General features: G+C 74.3%; 10 protein-coding genes. 3 read left to right on the plus strand and 7 right to left on the minus strand.

The features are described 5' to 3' along the window. Positions 1–76: 76 nt before the first annotated feature. Genes MHO01S_RS14235 through MHO01S_RS14245 form a run of 3 tightly spaced genes read right to left on the minus strand, consistent with a single transcriptional unit; the run spans position 77 to position 2,739 of the window. Complete coding sequence (locus MHO01S_RS14235; protein WP_060960515.1) at positions 77–883, minus strand: alpha/beta fold hydrolase; 807 nt, start codon at positions 881–883, stop codon at positions 77–79. 39 nt (positions 884–922) lie between these two features. Further along, positions 923–1,225 carry a DUF427 domain-containing protein gene (locus MHO01S_RS14240; RefSeq protein ID WP_060960516.1) on the minus strand — a complete coding sequence of 101 codons (303 nt, stop codon included), beginning with the start codon at positions 1,223–1,225 and terminating at the stop codon, positions 923–925. Further along, a complete protein-coding gene (locus MHO01S_RS14245) occupies positions 1,222–2,739 on the minus strand; it encodes an MATE family efflux transporter (protein WP_060960517.1) in 1,518 nt (505 codons plus the stop codon). Before MHO01S_RS14245 ends, MHO01S_RS14240 begins: the two co-directional genes overlap by 4 nt. A 142-nt stretch (positions 2,740–2,881) precedes the next feature. Between MHO01S_RS14245 and MHO01S_RS14250 the strand changes: the two genes are divergently transcribed. Next, positions 2,882–3,802: a DUF808 domain-containing protein gene (locus tag MHO01S_RS14250; RefSeq protein ID WP_061782508.1), complete on the plus strand. Its 921-nt coding sequence runs from the start codon at positions 2,882–2,884 to the stop codon at positions 3,800–3,802. Between the two features lie 144 nt (positions 3,803–3,946). Here MHO01S_RS14250 and MHO01S_RS16370 read toward each other — a convergent pair whose 3' ends face one another. Next, the gene (locus MHO01S_RS16370) at positions 3,947–6,052 is read right to left on the minus strand and encodes an HAD-IA family hydrolase (protein WP_082808092.1); all 2,106 of its coding nucleotides are present in this window, start codon (positions 6,050–6,052) and stop codon (positions 3,947–3,949) included. A 69-nt stretch (positions 6,053–6,121) separates the two neighbouring features. Between MHO01S_RS16370 and MHO01S_RS14260 the strand changes: the two genes are divergently transcribed. Further along, positions 6,122–7,078 (plus strand): ribokinase, encoded by a 957-nt coding sequence (locus tag MHO01S_RS14260; protein WP_061782509.1) that lies wholly within the window; start codon positions 6,122–6,124, stop codon positions 7,076–7,078. A gap of 6 nt (positions 7,079–7,084) precedes the next feature. Here the strand turns inward: MHO01S_RS14260 and MHO01S_RS14265 are convergent, their stop codons facing one another. Together MHO01S_RS14265 and MHO01S_RS14270 are read right to left on the minus strand one after the other, a co-directional pair. Further along, positions 7,085–9,982, minus strand: coding sequence for an aminotransferase class III-fold pyridoxal phosphate-dependent enzyme (locus MHO01S_RS14265; protein WP_061782510.1), 2,898 nt, complete (start codon positions 9,980–9,982; stop codon positions 7,085–7,087). Between the two features lie 166 nt (positions 9,983–10,148). Next, complete coding sequence (locus tag MHO01S_RS14270; protein ID WP_060960138.1) at positions 10,149–11,024, minus strand: LysR family transcriptional regulator; 876 nt, start codon at positions 11,022–11,024, stop codon at positions 10,149–10,151. An 82-nt stretch (positions 11,025–11,106) separates the two neighbouring features. Between MHO01S_RS14270 and MHO01S_RS14275 the strand changes: the two genes are divergently transcribed. Continuing rightward, on the plus strand, positions 11,107–12,333 hold the full coding sequence (locus MHO01S_RS14275) for an MFS transporter (RefSeq protein ID WP_255266106.1): 1,227 nt from the start codon (positions 11,107–11,109) through the stop codon (positions 12,331–12,333). A 30-nt stretch (positions 12,334–12,363) separates the two neighbouring features. Here the strand turns inward: MHO01S_RS14275 and helR are convergent, their stop codons facing one another. Beyond that, positions 12,364–14,598 (minus strand): RNA polymerase recycling motor ATPase HelR, encoded by a 2,235-nt coding sequence (helR, locus tag MHO01S_RS14280; protein ID WP_061782512.1) that lies wholly within the window; start codon positions 14,596–14,598, stop codon positions 12,364–12,366. Positions 14,599–14,615: the final 17 nt, after the last annotated feature.

A 14,615-nucleotide genomic window follows, 5' to 3' on the forward strand; every position in this document is an offset into this window, starting at 1 on the left:
GAGCCGCTACGCGCCGGCCCGCCCGCGGCATGGCGGGTCGCACACGGCGTGGCGGCTCGGCGGGGTGGCGGCGGGGTTACTCGGCCAGGAAATCCAGGGCGGCGGCGCGGAAGACGCGCGAGCCGGGGGCGTTGAAGTGGTGGCGGTCGGGGATCTCGACGAAGCGGCCCTGCGGGCACGCCGCGGCGAGCGCCTTCGAGCCCTCGATGATGCCGTCGAGCGATCCGGTGGCGAACATCACCGGCTGCTGCGGCGCGTGCGCGGGGTCGGGGTCGACGGTCTTGGAGGACCGCATGCCCTCCGCGATCGCCAGCAGCGCGCGCAGGTCGTTGCCCGGCACCCGCTCGGTGAGCGCGATGTAGTTCTGCGTGACGCGATCGGTGACCGGGGTGCCGTCGGCGATGAGGGCGCGCACCTGGGCGAGGTCGAGGCGCGCGAGCGGGATGCCGTCGGGGACCCCGCCGAGGACGGCCCGCGGGATGCGCGGGGCGATGTCCTGCACGACCTCCCACCCCACCCGCGCCCCCAGCGAGTAGCCGACGTAGGACGCCTCGTCGACGAGGTAGGTGTCGAGCATCGTCTCGACGTCGCCGGCGAGCTGGCGGATGTCGTAGGCGCTCGGCTCATGCGGCTTGTCGCTCGCGCCGTGACCGCGCTGGTCGAGCGCGAGCACCCGGTAGCCGGCGGCGGTCAGGTCGCGCACCCACCCGGTCGCGACCCAGTTGTCCTTCGTGCTCGAGGCGAACCCGTGCACGACCACGACGGTCGGCGCGTCCTCGTCACCCCACGAGTACGTCGCGATGCGGTAGCCGTCGCCGACCATGAGGTACTGCGGGTCGGGCATCTGCGTGAGGTTCTGAAGGGGAGCGGTCACGGTATCCATCCTGCCGCCTCTGCGGTCGCCGCGACGCTGCGGTGCGCGTCAGTCCTCGACGCGCACCTCCTTCCAGAACGCGACGTAGCCCGAGAAGTCCTTGCCGACCCGGGCGATGCCGCTCTCGTACGGGTGCGGGTACGCCCAGGCCCGGTCGGCGAGCAGGCCGTCGGCGCCGCGCACCGAGTAGTACTGGCACTCGCCCTTCCACGGGCACGTGTAGGGAGTGGGACTCTCCTCCAGGAGATCCCAGTTCACGCTCGACGGCGGGAAGTACCAGTTGCCCTCGATCGAGATGAGATCGTCGCGGTCGGCCTCGGCCACCGTCGCATCGCCCAGAACTGCCTTCATCGCGTCCTCCGCTTCGCTCGGGTCCCACCCTTCCACCGCCGGGGCCGGGCCGCAACGAGGTCGGCGGCCGGCTGCTGCGGCAGCGGGATGGGCTGGGTGACCACGGCATCCACCACCATCGACCCGTCGGTGGGACCGATGACGGCGATCGGGGTCGTGAGGGTCGGCTCGTCGGGGTCGACCGGCATCCGCTCGAGGGCGCGATGGGCGCGGACGTAGGCGGGGATCAGGATGACCGCGGCGCCGATCCAGGCGAGCGGATTGCTCCACACCACGCCGACGAAACCGAAGAGGTGGCCGAGCACGACGGCGGCGCCGACGCGCATGACGAGCTCGACGAGGCCCGTGACCGTCGGGATGATCGTGCTGCCGAGGCCCTGCAGCGTGCCGCGCAGGATGAACAGCACGCCCAGCGCGGTGTAGCTGGCGCCGTTGATGAGCAGCATGAGCGCCGCGAGCTGCACGACCGTGTCGCTGCCGTCGCCGACGAACAGACGCACGAGCGGCGCACCGAAGGCGATGAGCAGCGCCCCGAGGACCACGGCGGCGATCAGCGCCATCCACACGGCCTGCACGACGCCGCGGCGGATGCGGTCGGGACGGCGCGCACCGAGATTCTGTGCGGCGTACATGGATGCCGCGAGCCCGAGCGACTGCAGGAGCGCGACGGCCAGGCCGTCCACGCGCGACGCTGTCGTGTAGGCGGCGACGGCATCGGCGCCGAGGGTGTTGAGCGCCACCTGCACCGTGAGGGTGCCGATCGCGATGATCGAGGCCTGGAAGCCCATCGGCAGGCCGAGGCGGAGGTGCTCGGTGAGATCGGCGCGGGTCACCCGCCAGTCGAGGCGACGCATGTGCAGCACCGGCAGCCGGCGCCGCACGTACTCGAGGCACAGCAGCACCGACAGCGCCTGGGAGACGACGGTCGCCAGCGCGGCGCCTCCGACGCCGAGCTCCAGCGGGCCGACCATGACGATCACGAGGGCGACGTTGAGGGCGCACGCGATCGTGAGGAACACGAGCGGGGTGCGCGAGTCGCCGATGGCCCGGATGATCGCCGACAGATAGTTGAAGCCCATGATGGCGCCGGCGCCGAGGAAGCTGATCTGGGCGAACACGGTCGCCTGCTCCATCAGCTCGGGCGGGGTCTGCAGCAGGTGCAGCGCCGGGCCGGCGAGCAACGGCGCCGCCACGGTCAGCACGAGCGTCGTGAGGGCGGTGAGGACGGTCCCCGCCGCCACCGAGCGTCGCACCGCGCCGAGGTCGCGCGCGCCGAACGCCTGCGCCGTCGGAATGGCGAACCCGCTCGTGAGGCCCCATGCGAAGCCGAGCAGCAGGAACAGCAGGCTTCCCGTCGCGCCGACGGCGGCGAGGGCGTCGACGCCGAGGTGACGGCCGACGACGATGGCATCGGCGAACTGGTAGAGCTGCTGCACGACGTTGCCGATGAGCAGGGGCACCGCGAAGGCGAGGATGACGCGCCAGGGGCTACCGGTGGTGAGAGAACGTGACATACGACCGGGTTCGAGACGGGGGCGGAAACGGCGAAAGGCGCTCCGGAGGGGAGCGCCGGGTCTCAGGCTATCGAATCGATTCGGAGGATGCAAGCCCCGGCATCCGCGAGCCGGATCGTGCGCGGCCGGTACTGTTGCTGGCATGTCCGTGGGTCTGCTCGCCGTCGTCGATGACATCCTCAGCGCGGCGCTCAAGGCGTCGGCGAAGTCGGCAGGCGTCGTGATCGATGACGCCGCCGTGACGCCGCAGTACGTGCAGGGGCTGTCGCCCGCGCGCGAGCTGCCGGTGGTGGGGCGGATCGCCCTGGGATCGCTCGCGAACAAGTTCCTCATCATCATCCCGATCGCGATGGTGCTCACCGCCTTCGCCCCGTGGGTGCTGCCGTGGCTGCTCATCGTCGGGGGTGCGTACCTCTGCTTCGAGGGCGCCGAGAAGGTGCTCGAGTGGTTCGGCTTCCACCACGGCGGTCACGACGACGAGGGCGGGCGCGACGAGAAGCGCCTGGTCAGAGGTGCGATCCGCACCGACCTCATCCTGTCGACCGAGATCATGCTCATCGGCCTGTCGAACGTCGACCCGGAGCTCGACTTCTGGCTGCGCCTCGCCGTGCTCGCCGTCATCGCGCTCGCCATGACCGCGCTGGTCTACGGGGCCGTCGCGCTGCTGGTCAAGATCGACGACATCGGCCTGAAGATGGCCAAGAGCTCGTCGGCGCGCGTGCGCCACACCGGCATGCGGGTGGTGCGGTCGATGCCGGGCGTCTTCCGCGTCATCTCGATCGTCGGCACCGTCGCGATGCTCTGGGTCGGCGGCCACCTCGTGCTCGCGAACCTCGGCGAGGTCGGCTGGCACGCGCCGGTCGAGCTGCTCCACGCGGTCGAGCACGCGCTCGAGCCCCTCGGGCCCGTGGTGGTCTGGGTCGGCGACACCTTCGTGTCGGCCGTCGCGGGCCTGGCCGTGGGTCTCGTGATCGTCGGCATCGCGCTGATCATCGGCAAGGCGTTCGGCAAGAACCTCAGCTTCAGCGAGGGCCACCGCGCCCCGCACGGCGAGACCGACTGACGGCGCCACCCCGCGGCCGAGCGGTCGCGGGGCGCGGCCGAGAAACCACATCCATCCCGAGAAAACGTCGGCGCCGTGGTTTCTCGGGGCGGATGTGGTTTCTCGCGTGAGCGGGCGCGGCGGGGGCGGGGGCGGCGGGCGGGGTCAGTCGAGGGTGATGAGAGGGTCCGCGCCGTCCGAGCGGGTGACGTGGATGCCGCGGGCGTCCGCGACCGTCCACGTGGGCGCCGCCTCGGCGGCGTGCGGACCGATGCCGATCACGCGCATGCCCGCGGCGAGTCCGGCGGCGATGCCGTTGGCGGAGTCCTCGACCACGATGCAGCGCGCGGCATCCACCCCGAGCGCGGCAGCGCCTGCGAGGAATCCCTCCGGGTCGGGCTTGCTGCGGCTCACGTCGGCGGCGGCGATGACGACGGGCGGCAGCGGCAGCCCGGCCGCCCGCATGCGCGCGGTCGCGAGCTCCGTGGTCGCCGAGGTGACGAGGGCGTAGGGCAGGTCGGCCGCGGCGAGCGCGGCCAGCAGGGCGGCCGCGCCGGGGATCGCAACGACCCCGTCGGTCTGGGCCGTCTCGAGGGCGAGCAGCGCGGCGTTCTCGGCGAGGTTGACCTCGTGCGGGCGATCCGGCAGCAGGAGCGCCATCGAGTCCTGCCCCTGGCGGCCGTGGATGATCGACAGGGTCCGCGCCGGGTCGACGCCGTGATCGAGCGACCACTGCGTCCACAGCCGTTCGACGACGGCGTGCGAGTCGACGAGGGTGCCGTCCATGTCGAGCAGCACGGCCGATGCCGAGGTGTCGATGCGGGGGACGGATGCCGGGACGCGCAGCACCTCCCAACCTCCCCCGAGGGGCGGCACGTGCCAGCCGGCGTCGACGGCGCCGGAAGCGGCACGGCGGATGATGGCGCGGTGGGGGGAGGTCGTGTCGACGACGTGCACGAGGACGCTGCCGTCGTCGCCGCGCTCCCCGCGGGTGGCCAGGCGCAGGTGGGTGGCGCCGGGGGCGCCGTCGGCGGCCGGACCCTCGACCGCGACCTCCTGCCAGAAGGGGGCGACCGGCAGCGTGCCGACGTCGGGCAGCACCAGGCTCCACCCGTCCGCCGTGTCGTCGAGGACGAGCCCCGCGGAGGCGAACGGCTCGGCGCTGACCGCGAGCCGGTCACGCGCGGTCCACGCATCGCGCGGCACGGCACCGGCGGTCGCGGCCGGAGCGGTCCCCGCCGGCGCGCCTGCGCCCGCCCCGGCAGCGGGGGTCGCGGCATCCGCGCCGCCCGCGGCATCCGCGACCTCGACGGCCGCGACGAACGCCCAGAACGCGCGCAGCGTCGCCTGGGTGTCGAGCGTGGCGCCCTGGTAGGCGATGACGAGGTCGTGCTCGGGAAGGACGAGACCGAACTGCCCGGCGGCGCCGTCCAGCCGGAACCCGTGACGGCCGCGCCACACCTGGTAGCCGTAGCCGACCGCCCAGTCGTTGACCTCGCCGTCGGCGGCCACCGGACCGTCGAACGCGGCCGTCTCCGACCAGGGGCGCGACAGCTCCTCGACGTACCAGGCGGGTGCGACCTGCACGCCGTCGAAGACGCCGCCCGCACCCAGCATGATCGCGGTCCGCGCGAGGTCGTCCACCGTGAGGTGGAAGCCGGAAGCGCCGTGCTCGATGCCTCCGTACGGCGACATCCAGCGCTCCCCGATGCCGAGCGGGTCGAGCAGCCGCGGGCGCAGGTAGGTCGTGAGCGGCTCGCCGGTGAGGGCCGTGACGATCGCGGAGAGCGTGTGCGTGGCCGGGGAGTTGTACGCGAAGTGCGTGCCGGGCGCGAACGCCGGAGCCTCCCGGAGAAGCACGAGCGGGTCCGCGCCGATCCGGTCGATCTGCTCCGCGGAGTGCCCGGTGTTCATCGTGAGCAGATGGCGCACCGTGATGCCGTGCGGGTTGTCCTCGCCCACGGCGATGCCGGCCGAGTCGTCCAGTCGCAGCCGGCCCTCGTCGGCGAGGAAGCCGATCGCGAGGGACGTGTACGTCTTGGATGCCGAGTACACGAGCGCCGGCCGCTCCAACCGGTACGGAGCCCACGCGGTCTCGAACGCGACCTCTCCGTGGCGGGCGACGAGAAGCGCGTGCGGGTCGAGGCCCTCGGCCGCGAGCCTCTCCGCGAGCGCCAGCACCGCGGCCTCGGGGATGCCGAGCTCGACAGGGGTACGACGCGGAAGCGGCCGGGACGAGAGGGGGCGACGGGACTGCGGCGAGGAAGTCATCTCCCCCACTCTACGAGCCGCCCCGGACGGGCCGGCCGCCGCGCGGGGCGCTCCCCGTAGAGTCTGAGGATGAGCCGGATCGTCGTCCTCGGCAGCGCCAACATGGACCTCGTCGTGCGACAGCCGCGTCTCGCGCGGCCGGGCGAGACGCTCGCGGGCACGTCCTTCGCCACGGGGCCCGGCGGCAAGGGGCTCAACCAGGCGATCGCCGCGGCGCGGGCCGCCGGGTCCGCGGACACCGTCGCGTTCCTCGGGTGCGTCGGCGACGACGCGTTCGGCCACCGGCTGGTCGCGGCGCTGCGCGCGGCGGGCGTGGATGCCGACGGCATCCGCACCGTGACCGCGCCCGCGGCGGCCGGGTCCACCGGGGTCGCCGCCATCAGCGTGACCGACGACGGCGAGAACGCGATCGTGGTGGTCCCGGGGGCGAACGCCGACGACGCCCTCACCGACGCCGACCGGCGCGCCATCGCGGGAGCGGCGTTCCTCCTCGTGCAGCTGGAGCGCCCGCTGACGCTCGTGCGCGCGGCTCTGGAGCTCGCGCGCGCCGACGGTGTGCGGACGGTGCTCACCCCGGCGCCCGCCGTGCCCGCGGCCGCCGAGCTCGTTCCGCTCGCCGACATCGTCGTCCCGAACGACGGCGAGGCCGCCGTGCTGCTGCGGGCACTGGACCCCGAGGCGGCGGTGCGCGACGACCCCGAGGCGGCGGCCCGCGCGCTCAGCGCCCACGCCGCGGGCGGCGACGGCAGCGGCATCGCCGTCGTCACGCGGGGTGCGGCCGGGGCGATCGTCGCCCGGGGCGGCACCCTCCTCGCGCCCGTCGCCGCCCGCGCCGTGCACGCCGTCGACACCACCGGCGCCGGCGACACGTTCGCGGGAGTGCTGGTCGCGTGGCTCGCCGACGGCGCCGAGCTGACGGACGCCCTCGCGGCGGCGAGTGCCGCGGCATCCCTCGCCGTGACCCGCCCCGGCGCCGCGGCGGGCATGCCCACCCGCGACGAGATCGTCGCGGTCCTGCGGGGCTGAGCGCGCTCAGTCGCCGAGCGTGCTCAAGACGGTGTCGAGGGCGGCGAGGAACCGACGCGCGTCGGGCTCGGTCAGCACCAGCGGCGGCTTGACCTTCAGCACGTTCTGCCGCTCCGACGCCGGCTGCACGATGAAACCGTGCTCGCGCAGCAGGTCGCACACGCGCGCGGCCTCCGCGCGGGCCGGCTCGAGGGTGTCGCGGTCGCGGACCAGCTCGATGCCGAGGTACAGGCCCGTGCCGTGCACCGCGCCGATGAGCGGATGCCGCTCCGCCAGCGCGCGGGCCCCGTCGGCGATCACGCGGCCGACCCGGCGCGCGTTGTCCTGCAGCCCCTCGGCGTCGATGATGTCGAGGATCGCCGATCCCGCGACGGCGCTGACGGGGGTGCCGCCGGCCGACGAGAAGAAGGTCCCCTCCCGCGCGAGCGCGTCGACGATCTCGCGGCGGGTGAGGACGGCTCCCAGCGGGTAGGCGTTGCCGGCGGCCTTGGCCACCGCGACGATGTCGGGGTCGAGCCCCTGCAGCGTGCTCCCCCAGAACGCGTCGCCCAGGCGCCCGTAGCCGACCTGCACCTCGTCGGCGACGACCAGGCCGCCGTGGGCCCGCACGGCGTCGGCGACGGCGGTGAGATAGCCGCGGGGCGGGATGACGCCGCCGGCGTTGCCGAGCACCGGCTCGCAGATGAACGCACCCGCGGGGCGGCCCTCCGCGGCCAGGGAGCGCGCGAGGTCGGCGACCTCGCGCGCGTAGGCGGCCCCGGCATCCGGCCCGCGGTGGCGGCCCCGGTAGGCGTTCGGGGCGTCGACGAGGTGCACCCAGTCGGGTCGCGAGTCGGCGGCGTGCGGATTGTCGAACGCCGACGTGCTGACGGCGTCGGCGGCGCTCGTCCACCCGTGATAGCTCTCGCGCACCGCGATGACATCGCGCCGGCCGGTCGCGACGCGGGCGAGGGTGAGGGCCAGATCGACGGCCTCCGAGCCGCTGTTGACGGGGATCACCGTGTCGAGCGACGCGTCGGGGGCATGGGCGACGAGCCGCGCGGCGAACTCCGCGAACGCGTCGTAGAGGAAGCGCGAGTTGGTGTTGAGCAGGTTCAGCTGGCGGGCGACACGGTCGGCGAACTCGGGGTGGGCGTGACCGATGGCCGAGACGTTGTTGACGAGGTCGACGTACGCGCGGCCCTGCGTGTCGACGAGCAGCGCGCCCCAGCCGCGCTCGATCTGCGGCGGCTCGGCGTAGAACCGTTCCGCGGCGGCGCCGATCGCCTCCTCCCGCACCCGTCGGGCGCGGCGGGTCGCAGCCACCGGGTCGGCCACCCGCGGCACGCCGAGGATCGGCGACGGATCCGCGGCGCCCGGCGTCTGGTCCTCCCCGTCGGCGTCGACGAACGGGGCGGCCGGTGCGGCGTCGCGCAGGCGCCTCGTGATGCGCAGACGCCCGAGGCCCGGCTCGGCCTCGGCGACACGGCCGAGCACGGCCCCGGCCTCCACCGCCTCGCCCGCCGCGACCTCGGCGGCGAGGTCGACCCCCTCGATCCGCAGGACGACGCCCGCGTCGTGGAGCTCCACCGCGCCGGCGCCCACGTCGACCTGCGTGAAGCCGCGGAAGGGCGCGGCGACCGCGGCGCCCGGACGCGTCCACAGCTCGACGCAGCGCGCCCGCGTCGCCGCGGACCGCGTGGTGTCGGTCGACACGCGGCTCAGCCGGCTCTCGCCGTAGCGGAGCACGGCGATCGGCGCATCGTTCAACGCCTCCCTCACGAGCTCCTGCTCGATGCCGGGCACGGTCCAGCGGCCCCGATCGAGAAGCGGACTCCGGATGCCGAGATCCACGGTGGCCGCGGCATCCCCCCGCGCCAGCACGGGCCGGTAGGCGACGCCCCGGCGGTGCGGCCGCCCGGCCGCGAGACGCAGCTGCGCCGTCACCTCGGACGACGGCACGCGCGCCGTCCGCGCGAACACCTGCCACTCGTGCTCGACCCGCTCACGCGCGTAGTCGTTGCCCGGGTCGATGCGCAGCTGGCTCCACCCGCTGACGGCGAGCACGGCACCGCGCAGCACGACGAGGGGCCAGAGGGCCTCGAGCTCGGCGTCGGCGAGGTGCGCGTGCGCATCGAAGCCGGCGACGGCCCGGCCGACGATCGCGAGGTCGTCGGTGCGGCCCATGAGGTCGGCGAGCAGCATCGCGAGCTCGGCGGCCCGCCACGACGTCGCGACGTCGCCGAGGTCGATCACCCAGTGCCGCCCCCGACGGTCGCGCATGACGTTGTCGGCCGTCAGGTCGCCGTGGATCACCTGACGCGGGAGGTCCGCCGCGACACGGTCCAGCTCGGCCGCCGCACGCCGGGCCGCGGTGAGGCACTGCTCGCGCCGATCCTCCGGCAGGTCGTCGATGAGCTGTTCGACGACGGCGAGCGCGTTGCCCAGCTCCCATTGCAGATTGCGGTCGGTGTCGTCGGCATCCAGCCCCGCGAACGCGGTGGTGACCTCCGCGACCAGCGCGCCGAGCTCCTCGGCCTGGGCGCCATCGGCGTCGGTGACGTCGGACAACGGGCGGCCGTCGACGATCTGGAACCCGGCCACGCGGGCGATCTGCCCGTCGGCGCAGACGATCTGCGTCGTGCGGGCGGCGTCTGCCGTCGTGAGCACCTCGGGCGTGAGGAGCCCCTGGGCGCGCAGGCGGTCCGATGCGGCGATGTGCAGCGCGACCGCGGCCGCGTCGACGGTGGGGTGGAAGATCTTGACGAGCAGACCCGCGCCGTCGGCGCCGCGCACCAGGAAGTTGCGATCCTGCTGACTGCCCAGCTCGGTCAGCTCGCCGTCGACGCCGTACTCGCGACAAGCGAGCACCCGCACCTCGTCGAGGTCGACGTCGGGTCGGGCCAGCAACCAGTTCTCGGTCATCGGGAGCACGTCCTTCGGATGAGGGCGGTCGAAACGGATGCCCGTCCATCGCGCGACGGCCGGGCACCACGATTCTGGCGGATGCCGCCGCGTCCGTGTGTCCGGATCGTCGCCCGTCGTCGGTCAGTCGGTCCGCCGCGCGGGGCTCGCGGATCGGGCCGGGTGGCTACGGAGCCGCGAGCGCCGCCACCAGCGCGGTCGCGTAGGGGGCGCCCTGCGCCGTCGGGCTCCACGCGATGCCCAGCGCCCGCACGCGGCGCGGCCGGAGGGGCAGGTAGACGACCCCCGGATCGTCGCGACCCGGGGTGCGCGGGAGGATCGAGACGCCCAGACCGCCGGCGACCAGGCTGCGCATCGTGTCGATCTCGCTGCTCTCGAAGGTCACGTTCACGGCGACGCCCGCCTCGTCGAGGATGCCGGTGACCACCGCGCGCAGCTCGGCGATGCGCGAGAAGCCGATGAAGTCGCGACCGGCGAGGTCGCCGACCTCGACCCCGTCGGCCGCCGCGAGCGGGTGCCCCGCCGGGACGGCGATGCACAACGGCTCCTCGGCGAGGGCGAGCCAGCCGATGTCGTCGGACGCCGCAGACGGCGCGATCGGCGCGGTGCTCAGCGCGACGTCGATCGCATCGAGCGCGAGCCAGCCGTAGAGATCGCGGGCGAAGCCCTGCCGCAGCGAGACGCGCACGTCGGGCCGGAGCGCGCGGAAGCGCTGCACGACGTCGGGCACCATCCACCGTGCGACCGAGTGCAGGAACCCGACGCGCAGCAGCCGCCCCTCCTCCGCGATGAGCTCGGCGTGACGGCGGGCCGCGTCGAAGGCGTCGAGCACACCGGCCGCGTCGGCGCGGAAGGCGAGGCCGCCGGCGTTCAGCTCGAGTCGCTTGCCGTGCCGCGCGAACAGCGGCATCCCCACCTGCGCCTCCAGGCGGGCGAGGGCGCGCGAGACGTTCGACTGGTTCACGCGCAGCTCGGCCGCGGTGTCGCGGGTGTTCTGCGTCTCGGCGAGGGAGAGGAAGATCCGCAGTGCCTGCTCGTCCATGGGCCTCATTATGCGCCAGACGCATCACACGGGCCCGTCAGATCATTTCCGGACACGACACCGGCGGGTCACGATGGAGCCCATGGCCGCCAGCGTGCTCGACCGCACCCCCACCGGCTCGATCGCGCGCCTGGCCGCCGGCACCCCCTCCTACCGCCGGGTCGTCGGCCTGCTGGCCGCCGGCGGCCTCGCGAACTTCGCGATCATCTACTTCCCGCAGCCGCTGCTGCCCGCGATCGCGGCGTCGTTCCGGGTGGATGCCGGAGCGTCCGGGCTCGCGATCTCCGCCACGACCGCGGCCATGCTGCTGGGACTGCTGCTGTCGGGCCCGCTCTCCGACCGCATCGGGCGCGTCACCGCGATGAGCGGCTCGCTCGTGCTCGCCGGAGTCCTGTCCGTCGCCTGCGCCGTCGCGCCCACGTGGGAGCTCTTCCTCGCCCTGCGTGCCGCCGGCGGCCTCGCCCTGGCCGTCCTGCCCGCCGTCGCACTCGCCTACCTCCGCGACGCCGTGCGCGACGACGCGCACGGGCGCGCGAACGCGCTGTACATCTCCGGCACCGCGGTCGGCGGGGCCGTCGGGCGGCTCGCTCCGCTGCCGCTCGCGGCCCTCGGAGGCTGGCAGACGGTGAGCATCGTGCTCGGTGGCGTGAGCGTCGTCGTCGGCGCCCTGGTGTGGATCGCACTGCCCCGCGACGGCGCGGCGCCCCTCCCCCTCCGACTCGGCGACCTGCTCGGCGGCACGGTCGCCTCCCTGCGCGACCCCGTCATCCTGGCGGTGTGCGCCGCCGGTGCGCTCGCGATGGCGACGTTCGTCGGGCTGTACAACGCCGTGCCGTTCCGCCTCGACGGGCCGCCCTTCTCGCTCGGAGCGGCGGAGGTGTTCGTCTACCTCGCCTATCCCCTCGGCATCCTCGCGCCGGGCCTGTTCCACCGGATCTCGCGCCGCCGCGGTCGCGCACTGACATCCCTGCTCGGCGCCGCCGCCACCCTCGGCGCGATCGGCCTGCTCGTCTGGCCGGACGTCGTCGCGGTGTTCGCGGGACTCGGGCTGCTGACCGCGGCGTTCCTGGGCACGCACTCGGTGCTCAGCGGCTGGGTCGTCGCCCGCGCCCAGGCGACCGGGCGCAGCACGTCGCGCGCCTCGAGCGCCTACCTGCTCACCTACTACCTGGGCAGCACCGTGGCGGGGACGGCCTCGACCCACCTGTTCGCCGGCGCCGGCTGGACCGCGGTGATCGTGCTCGCCGCGGCGCTGACCGCGGCATCCGCGGTGCTCTTCCTCGGCCTGCGTCTGCGCCGCGCCGGCTGAGCGTGCCGGCGCTCCCGCGCGCAGCCGGTGTCACGAGAGCACGACGAGGCGCTGGGTCGCGCGGGTCATCGCGACGTACCGGTCGACGGCGCCGGTGATCCCCCCGCCGAACCGGTCGGGATCGACGAGCACGACGAGGTCGAACTCGAGGCCCTTGACCCGCTGCGGATCGAGCGACGCCACCCGCGGTCGTGATGCGAACGCGGGCGCGCCGATCACCACGGCCGTCCCCTCCGCGCGGTCGCGCTCCCACGCGTCCAGCACCGCCTCCAGCTCGTCCCGCGACCCGTAGGCGACCGGAATCCCGGTGCGGCGAATCGACTCCGGGACGTTCGCATCGGGCAGCGCGGCGCGGATGACCGGGCCGGCGACGTCCATCACCTCCTGGGGCGTGCGGTAGTTGACGCTCAGCGACGTGACGTTCGCCCGATCCAGGCCCACCCGCGCGAGCCGCTCACCCCAGGTCTCGGGGAAACCGTGGCGCGCCTGCGCACGATCTCCGACGATCGTCACGCTCCGCGAAGGACACCGGTGCAGCAGCATCCGCCACTGCGCGTCGGTGAGCTCCTGCGCCTCGTCGATGACCAGGTGCGCGAACGGCCCGGCGTACGGGTCGCGCTCGGATGCCGTGGGCTGCGCGAGCGTGCCGCGCAGATCCTGCCCGCGCAGCATCGACATGATCCGCAGGTCGCCGTCGTCGGCCGCGATCAGGTCGCTCACCACGTCGGACATCACCCGGCGCTCTTCGGCGGCCGCACGGCGCGCCCGCCGCTCGCGCACCTCGCTGCGCGGATCTCCGACGCCGCGGCGGGCCGCATCGAGCAGGGGCAGATCGACGTCGGTCCACGCGGGCGGCGCACCGCGCGCGACGAGCACGTCGACGTCCGCGGCCGCCAGCCAGGGTGCGCAGCGTCGCAGCAGCTCGGGCGTCGAGAGAAGCCCGCGCAGCAGCGCCTCGGGATCCAGCAGCGGCCAGGCCCGATCGAACAGCGCCCGCAGCTCCTCGTCGTTCTCCAGCGTCTCGCGGGTCGACTCGTCCTCCTCCCAGCCCGAGCCGTACGCGTCGAAGTCGTCGCGGGGACGGGACGCCTCGCCCCAGCCCTCCCCCCAGGCATCCGCCGACCCGCCACCGCCGTCGCGCAGGTCGTCGTCGATGCGGTCCTCGAGCAGGTCGAGCAGGCGATCCCAGGCCCGCGCGCGGTGCGCGTTGTGCGGCAGCTCGTCGGCGTCGGCGAAGATCTCGGACCACTCCGCGGGCCCCACCACGACGGTCCCCCACGCGGTCTCGATCGCGGTCGCACGCGTCGGCGGGCGCTGCCACCGGCGCACCGCGGCGTCGACGGCGTCGACCACGCGACCGTCGCCGAGCAGGCGCCGGATCTGCGGATCGGCCTCCTCCGCCGCCTCGGCGCCCCCGGCGACGAGATCGTCGACGGCGCAGACCAGCGCGCCGTCCTCCCCGAGGCTCGGCAGCACGTCGTCCACGTAGTCGACGTACGGGCGGTGCGGGCCCACGAAAAGCAGCCCGCCGTGTCCGGCCCGCATCCGCGCATCGTCGTAGAGCAGGTACGCGGCGCGGTGCAGCGCGACGACCGTCTTGCCCGTCCCGGGGCCGCCGTCGACGACGAGCGCGCGCCGGGAGTCGGCGCGGATGATCGCGTCCTGGTCGGCCTGGATCGTCCCGAGCACGTCGCGCATCCGGGGCGAACGGCTCGCGCCGAGGCTCGCGATGAACGCCGACTGGTCGTCGAGCGCGCCGCTGTGGTCCACGCCGTCGTCGGCGAACACCTCGTCCCAGTAGTCGACGATGCGTCCCTCCCGCCAGCGATAGCGGCGCCGGCTCGTGAGACCGAGCGGACGCGCCGCGGTCGCGGCGAAGAACGGGGCGGATGCCGGGGCCCGCCAGTCAGTCAGCAGCCGCTCCTCCGCGGCATCCGCGAGACCGAAGCGCCCGATGTAGGTGACGGTTCCCGCCGCATCGACCATCCGGCCGATGCAGGCATCGAGGCCGAAGCGGCGGAGGATGCGCAGCCGCGCCGTCAGGCTCTGCACCTCGAGGTCGCGTTCGAGCGCCCGCTGGCCGCCGCCGACGGCCTCGCGCTGCAGCGCCGCCGTACGCTCCTCGGTGCGCCGCACGTCGGCGGCGAGGGCCCGGGCGATGGCGGCGAACTGCTGCTCGTCCCGGCCGATGAGCAGCGGATCGGCCTTGCGGTGCAGCCGTGACGGCAGATCGAACACGCTCTCCGAAGTGTTTCCCGTCGGCATCCGAATCCCCTTCTCGC

The sequence above is a fragment of the Microbacterium hominis NBRC 15708 genome (assembly GCF_001592125.1).
GTDB classification, from domain to species: domain Bacteria; phylum Actinomycetota; class Actinomycetes; order Actinomycetales; family Microbacteriaceae; genus Microbacterium; species Microbacterium hominis.